Source organism: Pseudothioclava alba (genome assembly GCF_033100795.1).
Lineage (GTDB): Bacteria > Pseudomonadota > Alphaproteobacteria > Rhodobacterales > Rhodobacteraceae > Pseudothioclava.
The window spans coordinates 279622-293544 of record NZ_JAWLVI010000001.1; the positions used below are offsets into that span (position 1 = coordinate 279622).

Below are 13923 nucleotides of genomic sequence, written 5' to 3' on the forward strand. Positions count from 1 at the left end.
TCAGAATTAGAATAATTCTAGATGTGGCGCGCTGTCGCATGTCTGGCTCTGCCGCCTCTTGACGCGGACGGGCGGGCAGGCCAGCAATCGGGAAAGCCTTTGGAAAGGGGAGTGCCCGATGGCGCTGGAAGATGCAAAGACGCAGGTCGATATGGCCTTTACCCGCGAGGATAAGCGCGGGCTGGCTTTTGAAAATGCGTTCGGTGGGGCGTTGAGTGCCTTCCGGCGGCGCTATACCAAGGATTTGACGGGCGTCGATCTGGCGCTGACGGGGCTTCCCTTCGATCAGGCGGTGACGAACCGGCCGGGTGCGCGCTTCGGGCCGCGCGCGATCCGCGAGGCGAGCGCGCTTCAGGCGTTCGATGCGCCTTACGGCTGGGGCTATGATCCGATGAGCACGCTCGACATCGTGGATTATGGCGATATGGCCTTTGACTACGCCAATGTGGCCGAGGTGCCCGCCCGCGTTCAGGCGCATATCGCGGGGATACTCGCCGCGGGCGCGGGTAGCGTGACCTTTGGCGGCGACCATTTCCTGACCCTGCCGATCCTGCGCGCCTATGCCGAAAAGTTCGGTCCCGTCGCGCTGATCCAGTTTGACGCGCATTCGGACACATGGGTCGATGACGACCCTGCGCGGATCGACCACGGAACGTTTCTGTATAAGGCGATCAAAGAGGGCGTCGTTCTGCCCGAGACGACCGTTTCCGTCGGCATCCGCACGGACAACCCCGATACGCTGGGGGTGACGATCCTCGACGCTCCCTCGGTCCATGCGCAGGGGGTCGAGGCGGCGCTTGCGCGCATCCGCGCGGTGGTGGGGGATCGACCGACCTATATCACCTTTGACATCGATTGCCTTGATCCGGCATTCGCGCCCGGCACCGGCACGCCGGTCTGGGGCGGTCTGGCAAGCTGGCAGGCGGCGGCCCTGATGCGCGGGCTTGCGGGGGTCAACCTTGTCGGCGGCGATGTGGTCGAGGTCTCGCCGCCCTATGACACGACGGGGGCCACGGCGATTGCGGGCGCCCATGTCGCGATGGAGCTGATCGCGCTTTACGGCTGGACGCGGCGCGGATGAGGGTGGTTCTGTTTATCATCGGCGTGCTGGCACTGGTTTCTCTGGTGCTGGTGGGCGAGGCATGGGTGCGGTTTGCGCCCTTGGACGCGGCGCAATTGCATCGCGTGTCCGGCCCAGAGACCGCGGGCGACTGGCCCGAAAAGGGCGGCTTTACCGCTGTTTTGGCCGTGCCTGATGCGCAAGCCGCGCTAACGTCTGTGGTTGCCATCGCGCAGGCAGCACCCCGCACCCGCGTTCTGGCGGGCGAGGTGGGCGCGGGACATATCAGCCTTGTCACCCGCACGCCGTTTTGGGGCTTTCCTGATGTCACGAATATCTGGGTTGCGGAGGAGCGCCTGCATGTCTCGGGGCATCTGGTTTACGGGCGCTCGGATTTCGGCGTGAACCGCGACCGCGTCGAGGGGTGGCTTCGCGCGGCGGGGCTGCGTGAGTGATGTTGCGCGAAGGTCACGGGCGCGCATGACGGGCGCGCGGGGCTTGTGGTGCGCGGGGTGCTTTCCTATCTCGGGCCGGTGTCGTGCTGGAAGGGGCGGGCCATGATCCATTATTTTCGCTGGCCGCTGATCTGGACGGTGCTTGGACTCGCGCTTGCTGCATGGCTGGGGTGGAGCTATTCCGGCACGCTTGGCGGCGCGCTGTCGTTCCTGTTTATCGCGGGCGTTCTGGCGGTGCTGGAGATCTCGCTCTCGTTCGATAACGCCATCGTCAACGCCAATAAGCTTAAGACGATGGACCCTTTGTGGCAGCGCCGCTTTCTGACATGGGGGATCGTGATCGCGGTCTTCGGGATGCGTGTGCTGTTCCCGCTTTTGATCGTGGTGATCGCGGCCCATATCGGCCCGTTCGAGGCGATTGATCTGGCGGTCTCGAAGCCCGCCGAATACGCGCGGATCATCGCGGGGGCGCATGTCTCGATCGCGGGGTTTGGCGGCGCCTTCCTGATGATGGTGGCGCTGACCTATTTCATCGACGAAGGCAAGGACGTGGACTGGATCAAGGCGCTGGAGCGGCGGCTGCGCGCCTGCGCCTCGGTGCGCGGGCTGGAGGTCGCCTTTGTGCTGGCGATTGTGATGGTGTTCACCGCCGTTCTGCCCGCGCATGAAAGTCACAGCTTCCTGTTTGCCTCGGTCGCGGGGCTGGTGACATTTCTGGGCGTCGAGGTTCTGGGCCAGATCCTTGACCGTGGCGTGCTGATGAAAGAGGCCGCGCGCGGCGGTTTCGGCGCGTTTCTCTACCTTGAGGTGCTGGATGCCTCGTTCAGCTTTGACGGGGTGATCGGGGCTTTCGCGCTGACGCCGAACCTGTTTTTGATCGCTATCGGTCTTGGCATCGGTGCCTTTTATGTGCGCGCGATGACAATCATGCTGGTCGAGCGCAACACGCTGGCCGAGTTCCGCTTTCTTGAAAACGGAGCGTTCTGGTCGATCCTGATCCTCTCGGTCGTGATGTTCGTGCAGACGCTCCAACCTGTGCACGAGCTGATTACGGGGCTTCTGGGGGCGGGGCTGATCCTGTTTGCGCTGATTTCCTCGATCCGGTTCAATCGCAAAAACAGGTGCAGCTAACCCCCCCTCGACATGAGCGTGTAGCGCGGTAAGCTGTTCATCTGATGTGAATAGTTTCCTGCCAGCATGACGGCGGGTTCGGCTGAGCGAAGAGGTGTCAGATGCTGCATCAATATTCCCGCTATCTTCCTTTGGTTCTCGCGGTGCTTCTGGCGCTGATTTCCGCTGTTTGCGTGGTTTTCAGCCCCTGGTTCTGGATGGGCGTTGTGATTTTTGGCGCGCTCGGGGTCTTGGGCGTTTCCGACATGCTCCAGACGCGCCATGCGGTGTTGCGCAACTATCCGGTGCTTGGCCACATGCGCTTTCTGTTCGAGGGGATCCGCCCCGAAATCCGCCAGTATCTGATCGAAAGCGATCAGGACGAGGAACCTTTCTCGCGCGAGGAACGCTCGATCGTCTATCAGCGCGCCAAAAATGTGGAAGACGCGCGCCCCTTCGGCACGCGGCAGCGGGTGTATGACTCGGGCTATCAGTGGATCACCCATTCGGTGCAGCCCAAGCATATCACGAACCACGATTTCCGCATCACTGTGGGCGGCCCGGATTGCACGCAACCCTATGATATTTCGTTGTATAATATCTCTGCGATGAGCTTTGGCGCTCTGTCTGCAAATGCAATTTCGGCGCTCAATATGGGCGCGGCCAAGGGTGGGTTCGCCCATGATACGGGCGAGGGGGGCGTGAGCCGCTATCACCGTCAGGGCGGCGATTTGATCTACGAGGTTGGCTCGGGCTATTTTGGCTGCCGGACCGAGGACGGGCAGTTCTCGCCCGAGAAATTTGCGCAAACCGCCAATGATCCGCAGATCAAGATGATCGAGATCAAGCTCAGCCAAGGGGCAAAGCCGGGGCATGGCGGGATGCTGCCGGGCGCCAAGGTCACGCCCGAAATTGCCGAGGCGCGGGGTGTTCCGGTGGGGACGGATTGTATTTCACCTGCGGCGCACAGCGCCTTTGATACGCCGCTTGGTCTGTGCCAGTTTATCGGCCAGCTGCGCGATCTGTCGGGCGGTAAGCCCGTGGGCTTCAAGCTTTGCGTCGGGCATCGGCGCGAATTTATGTGTATCGTCAAGGCGATGCTAGAAACCGGTATTCTGCCCGATTTCATTGTGGTGGATGGGAAAGAAGGCGGCACGGGCGCGGCGCCCTTGGAGTTTTCGAACCACATCGGGATGCCCTTGGTCGAGGGGCTGACCTTCGTTCATAACACGCTGCGCGGCGCGGCGATCCGTGACAAAATCCGTATCGGTGCCTCGGGCAAGCTGGTGACCGCATTCGATATTGCCCGCATCATCGCGCTTGGCGCGGATTGGGTGAACTCGGCGCGCGGGTTCATGTTCGCGATCGGCTGTATCCAGGGGCAGGCGTGCCACACCAACCGCTGCCCCGTGGGGGTCGCGACCCAAGATCCCGCCCGCCAGCGCGCGATTGTGGTCCCGGTCAAGGCCGAGCGGGTCTATAATTTCCACCGCAACACGCTAAAGGCGCTGGCCGAGATGACGGGGGCGGCGGGGCTGGACCACCCTGGCAAATTCCTGCCCCACCACCTGCTCGTGCGCGAGAAAGACCGCGATATGGTGGTCGGCTCCGAGGTCTATCCCTATCAACCTGTCGGGTTCTTGCTGCGCGGCGAGGATGTGGGCTTCGGGTTCCTCTCGCGCTGGAACCGTGCGGGGTCTGACAGCTTTGCGCCGCCCGACGACGGGGTCTGACGCATTGGCAGCGCGCCATTCCTGTGGCATAGCGCAGGCATCAGGCAGGTAGGAGCGTGAGATTATGAAGAAGGTTCTCGTCACCGGTTCGGCCGGGTTTATCGGCTATCACCTCAGCGCGCTCTTGCTGCGCGAGGGGTTCCGGGTGCATGGCTTCGACGGGATGACCGATTATTACGATGTCTCGCTGAAACAGCGCCGTCACCAGATGCTGATGCAATCGCCTAATTTCTCCGCGACCGAGGCGATGCTGGAGGATCTGGCCGCCTTTGACGCGATGGTCGATGAATTCGCGCCTGACATCATCGTGCACCTCGCGGCTCAGGCTGGCGTGCGCTATTCGCTGGAACAACCCCGCGCCTATATCGAGGCCAATGTGGTCGGCACCTTCAACGTGATGGAGGCCGCGCGCCGCCACGAGGTTGACCACCTTCTGATGGCCTCGACCTCGTCTGTCTACGGCGCGAACACCAAGATGCCCTATGCCGAAACCGACAAGGCCGACACGCAGCTAACCATTTATGCTGCCACTAAAAAAGCGACCGAGGCGATGGGCCATTCCTACGCCCATCTGTGGAATATCCCCACCACGATGTTCCGCTTCTTTACCGTCTACGGGCCTTGGGGGCGCCCCGATATGGCGCTGTACAAGTTTGTCGATGCGATCCTCGAAGGGCGCCCGATCGACGTTTATAACCACGGCGATATGTTCCGCGATTTCACCTATGTCGAAGACCTCGTGCGCGGTATTCGCCTGCTGATCGACACACCGCCCGTGCGCCCCGCCGAGGGCGAGGAGATCCCTGAAGGCGATAGCCTTTCGCCCGTCGCGCCCTACCGCGTGGTGAATATCGGCAACTCCGACAAGGTGCGGCTTCTGGATTTCGTCGATGCGATCGAGGATGCGGTCGGGGTAAAGGCCACGCGCAACTATATGGAGATGCAAAAGGGCGATGTTCCGGCAACCTGGGCGGATGCCTCGCTTCTGCAGCGCCTGACCGGCTATCGGCCGCAAACCGATGTGCGCGACGGGATCGCCAAATTCGTCGCCTGGTTCCGCGACTATTACGGCAAGTAACCCCCGCAGGATTGGACGCAGGCGCGTCAATGGTGTATGGCGCGCGGGCGAACAGGAAATGCCGCCCATGCGCGGCGCGAAGGGGGCTGCCATGAAAGACCAGATCACGCGCAAATCCGAATTGCTGATGCCGGCGGGCTCGCTTGAACGGCTCAAGGTCGCGGTGCTTTACGGGGCGGATGCGGTCTATCTTGGCACGCCCGATATGTCGCTGCGCACCAAGTCCAAGTTCTCGCTAGAAGATGTGAAAAAGGGCATCACATTCGCCCATGCGCATGGCGTGCGCGTCTATCTGACGCTGAACCTGTTCACCCATAACAAGGACATCGCGAAGCTGGCGGACTACGTTGAAACGCTGCGCGACATCCGCCCCGATGGTGTGATCGTGGCTGACCCCGGCGTCTTTAACTTCCTGCGCAAGCACGCGCCCGAGCTGAACCTGCATATCTCGACGCAGGCGAATGTCTGCTCGTGGCTGACGGTGGACTACTGGAAGGATCAGGGTGCCGAGCTGGTTGTTCTGGCGCGCGAAGTGACCTTCGCCGAGATGGCCGAAATCCGCGAGCATTGCCCGGACATTCGGCTTGAGAGCTTTGTGCATGGCGCGATGTGCATGACCTATTCGGGGCGCTGCCTGCTGTCCAATTTCATGGCCGAGCGCGGTGCGAACCAGGGCAACTGCGCCAACTCGTGCCGCTGGCAATACAAGGTGCACATGCGCCTCAAGGACGGCACGATCAAGGAACTGCCGCTGACCGAAGAAAACCTTGAACTCTTTGAATTTGTGCTCGAAGAGGGCGCCCGACCCGGCGAGCTGATGCCGATCGAGGAAGACGCGCGCGGCTCGTATATCCTGAACTCCAAGGATATGTGTCTGATGCCGAAGCTGGCCGATCTGCTGCGGATCGGGGTCGATAGCCTCAAGGTCGAGGGGCGAAACAAAAGCCCGTTCTATGTGGCGACGGTGGCGCGGGCCTATCGGCGCGCGATTGATGCATGGTATCGCGATCCGGAAAACTGGTCGGCCGAGCCGTATTTGCGTGAACTGGATGCCGTGTCGAACCGCGGCTACACTATCGCCTTCCACGAGGGGCGCTTGCAGAACTTCGCCCATAACTACGACCACACCAAGGCCATCGCGCCGTGGGAATTTGCGGGCGTGATCTCGGAAACCCGCGACGACGGCATGGTTCTGGCGCTCAAAAACCGGATGGATGCGGGCGATGTGATGGAGTTCCTGCCGCCCGATCCGAACGCCGAACCGGTGCTGCTGCGGCTTTATGAATTCTATCTTGATGGCAAACCTGAAGAAGCGCATGAAAGCGTTTTCGGCAGCCGGGGCGACAAGATTTTCATTCCCTATTCGGCCTTTGATCGCGAAGACCCCGAGGCCGTGAAGCGCGCCTTCCCGCCCTTCACCATCGTGCGCAAAGAGGCGATGCTGGCCGAGGACGAATGGCGCCGGCTTAAGCTGGACCGCACCGCGCAGAAGATCGAGATGGGCGAAGCGGGCCGCGAAACCGCCTACCGCCGTCAGGTCGAACAGCTGCAAGAGGCGATTGGCACCGAGGCGATGGAAACCCGCGGGCGCACCTCGCGCAAGGGCGTCGAAGGCTGCTGCGGGCGCGGCTGCAACGGCTGCCTGATGTTCTGGAACGACCCCGAATACGCCAAAGCGCGCGAGCTTCTAAGCCAAAGAAAACACGGCGAGATCCTGATGCACGACCGCGACATGCGCGAGATCGGCGCGAAGGGGTAGGGTGATGAACGCGAGATCGGAGGGTAAGGGCTGATAGAATAATGGCAGCTTCCCACCAATCCTGTTGAAAACGCGTGTTTGCGAGCGCAGAAACAGCTGTTCTGAATTTGGCGTAAGCGTCTTTCCTGTCACGCTTTTCGCGTTTGCTGCGGTGCTGGAAAGATCTTGGCCAGTTTGCGGAGGTTTTGGGCGGTTGCGGCAAGCAGAAATTCATCATTTGCACCGCATGGGCCACGTAATCGGAGGAGGCTGAGGCCGAGGATGCGTTGGGGGTGAGCAAAGAGCATCTCGACCTTTTTGCGCAGGCGCATTGAGATGACGTATTGCCTGGTCTTGGCGATGTCGCGGGCGACCTGGCGGGCAGCAGCGTGACTTTGCGGGGCAGACTTGGCAGGTGAGCTTCAGGCAACGATATTTTGCGATGCCCTTGCCCGTCGGCCCTCGGTTCGGGGCGGAATAGTTCCGGCGGAACTGCTTCAGCTCGTGTCTTTCGGGGCTGATGTATTGATCGTTTTCTGCATCCCACGCGAAGTCCGCCTATCCGACCAGAAGCATTCGGATCAGCAACTCGGGATCGACCGATGGGCGGCCGGTGTGACTGTAGAAATCAACAAGGTGGGCACGGACACTGCTCAACTCGACAAAACGGTCAATGGATCGCAGCAGGTGGCGATCCTCCAGCGAGAACTCGAAAACAGCGCCGGTTACGGTTCCTGCCTCGGCCCAGAGCTTTTAGCATCCGCGGCATTTTTAACTCCTGCGACATAGGACCGATTGCGTCGAGCATCCGCTATAGGAATTCTCCGATACGCCGCTTCCGCATCAAGTCCACATGGATCAACAGCGCCATCGAGAATGGGAGGATGGCAGTTACGGCAAGCAGGGCCATCGTCGTTTCGGCACCAACCTTGTCAATGAGCAATGCCCCAAGCGTCGGGGCGGCTGCGCCAGCCAACAGCATCGGACGCGCCAAACGCCCCATCAGTGCCGCATATTGCTCTGGACCGTAAAGCGCGAGAGGAAGAGCGCCGCGCGCGATGGACCAGAGTCCATTTCCGGCCCCGTATGCGACGAGAGCGGCGGCAGCCGGAAATCCCATCTGCAGGCCCAGGAAGCCGACGAAAACGAGCATGGTCGCTGCAAGCATGGTCCATAGCGGGTGATGTCGGCCCCCTCCCATCATTTCGACGACGCGGGCACCGACTTGGGATGGCCCGATCAGAGTCCCAACCGCGATCGCTGCGACCGTGGTGTAGCCCCCGGTCGTCAGGATCGTCACCATGTGAATGGACCAGATGGTCGTAAGAAGAGTCAGCGTGACGCCTGCGATGACGATACAGAGGAACCTGATATCAGCACGGCGAACGCCAACTTCCGATTGCCGCACCGGTTCATCCGCCCTTGCTGTGTGCGCCGCGGAAGCGTGCGGCAAGGCCCACCAGCAAAGGGGCAGTGTTCCGAAGATGTGGATGCCAGCATAGACCAGACAAGTTGAGCGCCAACCGATGCTTTCGACCAGCCAAGCCGAAAGCGGCCAGCAAACGGTGCTGGCAAAGCCGCCCCAGAGGGTCAGTTGCGTGATCGCCGATCGCGCATCACGTCCATAGGCTGCACCCAGGACGGAGAAGGCGGCGTCGTAGAGCCCGGCAGCCATCCCGAAACCGAGGATGCTCCAGGCGAGCAGATAGACCCAAGGGGCGTGCGCGATGCTGAGAAGGAACAGACCAATGGCCATGAGGGCGCAACCGAGGCTGAGGGCCGCTCTTCCGCTGCTCTGGCCGATCCAGTGGCCAACTTTTGGGGCGGCCAAGCCTGACATGAGCAAGGCAACCGATACCCCGGCAGAAATCAGGGCATGACCCCATCCGGTATCTTCTGCGATCTTACCAGCCAGAGGTGCCAGCAAGTAATAGCTGCTGCCCCAGGTAAAAATCTGGACGGTCCCGAGCGATGACACGACTTTTGCGCGTGACAGAGTCATTTGCCTGATGCGTCCTCATCCGTGCAGCACTCGTCGACCAGGAAACCCACCAATGCCTTCATCGCAGGATATTCGGCGTGGCAGTGGAGCGTGTTACCGCTGCGCTCCTGGCGGATCAGACCGACATCAAGCAGCTTTTTCAGATGATGCGACAGGGTCGATGCCGGAAGCCCAAGAGTGTCCTGCACGCGACCAACCGGAGCGCCGCTGTCCCCGGCGTGCACGAGTGTCCGGTAGATGCGCAGACGTGTCGCGTTGCCGAGGGCGTGGAGTTGGCAGGAAGCTGTTTCGATGTTCATGGAAATAGATGCGCGCCAAATCTCATGGGCGTCAACATCTATTTCTGCCACCGTCGCATTAGATTGTCTTGGGGTTCACCTGTGCCGACAGTTCGGGATGACTTTCTTTCTGCTCGGAATAGCGGTCGACCAGATGATTGCGGATGTCGCGCGTCAGAAGGGTGAACTTCACCAGCTCTTCCATCACGTCGACGATGCGGTCGTAATAGGGCGAGGGTTTCATCCGCCCGTTCTCTTCGAATTCGTTCCAAGCCTTGGCAACCGAGGACTGGTTCGGAATGGCGAGCAGCCCTGCCGCAGCGAATGGCGCCAGGAGTTGAGGGCGCGTCCAACCTTCTTTCAGATATTCGATGACGACCGGCTCTTCGCCTGTCGCCCGAAAAAATGCCAGGACATTGCGGGATGTGCCCAGTCCGGATTGTGAGGGATGGCGATGCTCATGCCGCAGAGGCGGGAAAGTGCGCGCGGGTGCGGTTGGCGAAGGCCACGAGCGACAGCATGACGGGCACCTCGACCAAGACGCCGACCACCGTGGCCAGCGCCGCGCCGGAGTTCAGGCCGAAAAGCGAGATGGCAACGGCAACCGCCAGCTCGAAGAAATTCGACGTCCCGATCAGGGCGCAGGGCGCGGCGATCCGGTGCGGCACCTTGAGAGCGAAGGCCGCCCCGTAGGCCAGGGCGAAGATGCCGTAGCTCTGAATGATGATCGGCACCGCGATCAGCAGGATCACCGTCGGCTTGGCGAGGATCGTTTCCCCCTGAAGCCCGAAGAGGATGGCGACGGTTGCGATCAATCCGACCACGGACCAAGGCTTCACGCGGGCCGAGAACGCATCGATCGCCGCTTTGGAACCAAGCTTGCGGCGGGTGATCAGACCGGCTGCGAGCGGCAGGACGACATAGAGTATGGTGGCCAGCACCAGCGTTTCCCAGGGCACTGAGAGGTCCGTCACGCCCAGAAGAAAGACCACGATCGGCGCGAAGGCCACGACCATGACCAGATCATTCACCGAGACCTGCACCAGCGTGTAGGTGGCATCGCCCTTGGTAAGTTGCGACCAGACGAAGACCATCGCCGTGCAGGGCGCTGCGCCCAGCAGGATCAGCCCTGCCGTATATTGAGCGGCATCCTCGGGTGAGATCAGCGGCGCGAAGACATGGTCGAAGAACAGAACGGCAAGAAGCGCCATGGTGAAGGGCTTGATCAGCCAGTTCACCGCCAGCGTCACCAGGAGCCCCTTTGGCTGGCGCGCGACACCGGCCACCGCGCCGAAGTCCACGCCGACCATCATCGGGTAGACCATGGCCCAGATCAGTACCGCCACGACGAGGTTCACGCTCGCGACCTCGGTCGCAGCAATGGCCTGCACCAGCCAGGGTGCGCTCTGGCCGATCAGGACGCCGGCAATCATTGCCAGCCCGACCCAGACGGTCAGGTAGCGTTCGAAAATACTCATGTAGTCGCCTCGTTTGTCTGATCGGTCAGGCGCCCCGAGGTCATGCCAGTGTCTCGGGGCTGATGCGGCCGATGTCATCGACGGCTTGTTGCAGTGCGATGCGGTTCAGGGTGTCGATCGGCAAGGCGACAAAGGCATCGATCCGGTGCTTGAGTGCCCCGTAAGCCTGTTGGAAGGCCAGCGCCTTTTCCGCATTGGAGCCTTCAACCTTAACCGGGTCCGACATACCCCAATGACCACTGACCGGTTGCCCCTCCCAAGCGGGGCATTCCTCATTCGCGGCCTGATCGCAGACCGTGAAGACGAAGTCGAAATGCGGCGCGTCGGGGCGGGAAAACTCGGACGCGCCCTTCGAGTGCAGGACGGAAACGTCATGCCCCTTGTCGTGCAGGACCTGCACCGCGAAGGGGTTGAGCTGCGATCCGGGGCGGGTTCCCGCCGAGTAAGCCTCGAACCGGTCGCCCGCAGCCTTGCGCAGGATCGACTCGGCAAAAATAGACCGCGCGGAATTGCCTACGCAGATGAAGAGAACGTTGTATTTGCGGTCAGACATGGGGGTGGTTCCTGTGCTGAAAGGCATGCAGATGTCGGGACGGCCACGGCAGCAGTCGCTGAACAGATAACCGAACAGCCGTTGCACAGTGGTCATGTTGATCGAGTAGAGAAGCGACGTGCCCGCCCGCTGCTGGTCCACCAATTGGTCCCGCGTCAGTGCGGACAGGTAGGTGGACATGGTGCTCGACTTGACGCAGAGCGCCGAAGCGATCTCCCCGGCCGGAACGCGATCGGGGTAGCGGCGCATCAGCAGCTGGAAAATCGCGAGTCGCTGCGGGTGGCCGAGGGTGGACAACTGGTCGGGAATCTCTTTTTCCATATTTCATGGAATAATAAATAATGTGACGCCCGCCAAGTGAAGGTTTTGTAACGGACGGCTCCCGTGGAGGCGGCGCTATGGGCGAGGGGTAGAGCTTCAGAAAACGCTATGGCAAAATAGGCTAAATTTTGTGAGTTCATTTTGGTGGGAGGTCTGACATTGGCTAGGAAAGACTGGTTCGATCACGGATATAAGATGACCGACGACCCCGCCTATAAAGAGATGCTCGAGATTGGAGAATGGCTTTCCGCGGGTGATCTGGAACAGCTCGAATTCGCATCTCAGGTTGTAGATAGTTTTCCGCAACACTGGGATGGATACTTCGGTACACCTTGGATAGTGCGGGCCATATATTGTGGGCGCGTTTCGGTGGTAAATTGGATGATCGAGAAAGGCGTAAATCTGCGGCCTGAGTCCACGGATGGATATCCGCCTGTTCTCGCCTGCATCGACAACCGGGACAGTGAGGAAAAGTATCAAATTTTGGGGGCGTTGATTGCTTCCGGTGCTGATATCAACGAAAGGGGCATCAATGGTTGGACGCCTCTGCATTTGGCTGCGCTAAATGATGATGAAAGATCAATGCATATGCTGTTGGTCGCAGGTGCAGATCGCAGCATTACGACCCTGTGTGATGATGATGCTACGGCCGAGGAAGAGGCCCGCAAGTTTGGTCACATACAGTCTGCGGAGTATATTGCCCGCTTCGCATCGGATTGAAAACTGACGTCGGTTTATCCGTAGAATAGGTCCGTCTCCATCAACAAATTCCTTGTAAAACAACCGCCCCACAGGACATCTGCGGGGCGGTTGTTTTTCTGCTGCAATTCGGCCGGTCAGGCCAGCATCGCGATCGGGTTTTCGAGGTTCTCGACGATCGCCGCCAGAAGCTGCGCGCCAAGCGCGCCGTCGATGACGCGGTGATCGACCGACATGGTCATCGACATCATCGTCGCCACGCCGACCGAGCCATCGGCCTTGACCACAGGCTTTTTCACGCCAGCGCCCACAGCCAGAATACCGGCATGCGGCGGGTTCACGATGGCGTCGAAATTGTCGATGCCGAACATGCCGAGGTTCGAAATCGCGAAGCTGCCGCCTTGGTATTCATGCGGGGCCAGCTTGCGGTCGCGGGCGCGTTTGGCGAGATCTTTCATCTCGTTCGACAGCGCGGAAAGCGACTTCGCCTCGGAGTCCTTCAGAACCGGCGTAAACAGCCCGCCCTCGATGGCCACGGCAACGGCCACGTCCGAGGCCTTCATCTTGAGCACACGGTCGCCCGCCCAGACGGCGTTGGCGTCCGGCACCTGTTGCAGCGCCAGTGCGCAGGCCTTGATGATGAAGTCGTTGACCGAAAGCTTGACGCCACGCCCTTCGAGCTGGCTGTTCAACTGCGCGCGGAAGGCGAGCAGGTTGTCGAGCGAAACCTCGCGGCGCAGGTAGAAGTGCGGGATCGTCTGTTTGGCCTCGGTCAGGCGCGCGGCAATCGTCTTGCGCATCCCGTCGAGGGTGACTTCCTCGTAGGTGCGGCCCTCATACATGCGCGCAACCATATCGGCCGAGGGGCCGGTCGCGGGTGCGGGGGCTGCTTTCGCGGCAGCTGCGGGGGCAGGAGCGGCGCTTGCGGTCTTACCCTCGACATCCGCTTTGACGATGCGGCCTTTCGGGCCAGAGCCAGCGATGCCCGCCAGATCAAGCCCTTTTTCAGCGGCGATGCGACGCGCGAGCGGCGAGGCGAAAATACGCTCTCCACCAGCGGCTTTGGGCGCTGCCGGTGCAGGGGCTGCGGACGGTGCGGGGGCAGGGGCCGCCGCTTCGGCTTTGGGCGCCGCAGCCGGAGCGACAGCGGGCGTCACCGCCGCCGAAGCGTCCTCGCCCTCTTCGAGCAGCACGGCGATTGCGGTGTTGACCTTCACGCCCGAGGTGCCCTCGGCGATCAGGATTTTGCCGATCACGCCTTCGTCCACCGCTTCGAACTCCATCGTCGCTTTGTCGGTCTCGATTTCAGCAATGATGTCGCCCGAGTTGACGGTATCGCCCTCTTTTACCAGCCACTTGGCCAGCGTGCCCTCTTCCATCGTGGGCGAGAGCGCGGGCATCAGAATTTCGGTTGCCAT

Annotated in this window: 12 protein-coding genes and 4 pseudogenes; 7 read left to right on the forward strand and 9 right to left on the reverse strand. The window is 61.1% G+C overall.

Annotation, left to right across the window (positions count from 1 at the left end):
• Positions 1-118 precede the first annotated feature (118 nt).
• From speB to RYZ20_RS01385, 6 genes are all read left to right on the forward strand, one after another.
• Positions 119-1081 carry an agmatinase gene (speB, locus tag RYZ20_RS01360; protein ID WP_317670084.1) on the forward strand — a complete coding sequence of 321 codons (963 nt, stop codon included), beginning with the start codon at positions 119-121 and terminating at the stop codon, positions 1079-1081.
• Positions 1078-1515 carry a DUF1499 domain-containing protein gene (locus tag RYZ20_RS01365; RefSeq protein ID WP_317670085.1) on the forward strand — a complete coding sequence of 146 codons (438 nt, stop codon included), beginning with the start codon at positions 1078-1080 and terminating at the stop codon, positions 1513-1515. Before speB ends, RYZ20_RS01365 begins: the two co-directional genes overlap by 4 nt.
• 102 nt (positions 1516-1617) lie before the next feature.
• Positions 1618-2646 (forward strand): DUF475 domain-containing protein, encoded by a 1029-nt coding sequence (locus RYZ20_RS01370; protein WP_317670086.1) that lies wholly within the window; start codon positions 1618-1620, stop codon positions 2644-2646.
• A 101-nt stretch (positions 2647-2747) separates the two neighbouring features.
• Entirely contained in the window at positions 2748-4358 is a 1611-nt protein-coding gene (locus RYZ20_RS01375; protein WP_317670087.1) for an FMN-binding glutamate synthase family protein, read from the forward strand.
• 64 nt (positions 4359-4422) lie between these two features.
• Complete coding sequence (locus tag RYZ20_RS01380) at positions 4423-5436, forward strand: NAD-dependent epimerase/dehydratase family protein (RefSeq protein WP_317670088.1); 1014 nt, start codon at positions 4423-4425, stop codon at positions 5434-5436.
• Between the two features lie 91 nt (positions 5437-5527).
• On the forward strand, positions 5528-7195 hold the full coding sequence (locus RYZ20_RS01385) for a U32 family peptidase (RefSeq protein ID WP_317670089.1): 1668 nt from the start codon (positions 5528-5530) through the stop codon (positions 7193-7195).
• Between the two features lie 128 nt (positions 7196-7323).
• On the opposite strand, the pseudogene RYZ20_RS15840 reads toward RYZ20_RS01385, so the two are convergent.
• The 8 genes and pseudogenes from RYZ20_RS15840 to RYZ20_RS01425 form a co-directional block, all read right to left on the reverse strand.
• Positions 7324-7729, reverse strand: a pseudogene (locus RYZ20_RS15840) (IS5/IS1182 family transposase); the annotation flags it as partial.
• Positions 7730-7735: 6 nt separating this feature from the next.
• A pseudogene (locus tag RYZ20_RS15900) lies at positions 7736-7876 on the reverse strand (transposase); the annotation flags it as partial.
• A gap of 109 nt (positions 7877-7985) precedes the next feature.
• Positions 7986-9176 (reverse strand): MFS transporter, encoded by a 1191-nt coding sequence (locus tag RYZ20_RS01400; RefSeq protein ID WP_317670091.1) that lies wholly within the window; start codon positions 9174-9176, stop codon positions 7986-7988.
• Positions 9173-9475 carry an ArsR/SmtB family transcription factor gene (locus RYZ20_RS01405; RefSeq protein WP_317670092.1) on the reverse strand — a complete coding sequence of 101 codons (303 nt, stop codon included), beginning with the start codon at positions 9473-9475 and terminating at the stop codon, positions 9173-9175. Before RYZ20_RS01405 ends, RYZ20_RS01400 begins: the two co-directional genes overlap by 4 nt.
• 58 nt (positions 9476-9533) lie before the next feature.
• Positions 9534-9764, reverse strand: a pseudogene (locus tag RYZ20_RS01410) (arsenical resistance protein ArsH); the annotation flags it as partial.
• A pseudogene (locus RYZ20_RS15905) lies at positions 9762-9916 on the reverse strand (thioredoxin domain-containing protein); the annotation flags it as partial. The pseudogenes RYZ20_RS15905 and RYZ20_RS01410, both read right to left, overlap by 3 nt.
• Positions 9913-10932, reverse strand: a complete 1020-nt coding sequence (arsB, locus tag RYZ20_RS01420) for an ACR3 family arsenite efflux transporter (RefSeq protein ID WP_317670093.1) — start codon at positions 10930-10932, stop codon at positions 9913-9915. The pseudogene RYZ20_RS15905 and the gene arsB, both read right to left, overlap by 4 nt.
• 40 nt (positions 10933-10972) lie before the next feature.
• On the reverse strand, positions 10973-11806 hold the full coding sequence (locus RYZ20_RS01425) for an arsenate reductase/protein-tyrosine-phosphatase family protein (protein WP_317670094.1): 834 nt from the start codon (positions 11804-11806) through the stop codon (positions 10973-10975).
• Positions 11807-12001: 195 nt separating this feature from the next.
• On the opposite strand from RYZ20_RS01425, the gene RYZ20_RS01430 reads away from it, so the two are divergent.
• Complete coding sequence (locus RYZ20_RS01430; RefSeq protein WP_317670095.1) at positions 12002-12526, forward strand: ankyrin repeat domain-containing protein; 525 nt, start codon at positions 12002-12004, stop codon at positions 12524-12526.
• A 116-nt stretch (positions 12527-12642) separates the two neighbouring features.
• On the opposite strand, the gene RYZ20_RS01435 is transcribed toward RYZ20_RS01430, so the two are convergent.
• Positions 12643-13923 carry a pyruvate dehydrogenase complex dihydrolipoamide acetyltransferase gene (locus RYZ20_RS01435; protein ID WP_317670096.1) on the reverse strand — a complete coding sequence of 427 codons (1281 nt, stop codon included), beginning with the start codon at positions 13921-13923 and terminating at the stop codon, positions 12643-12645.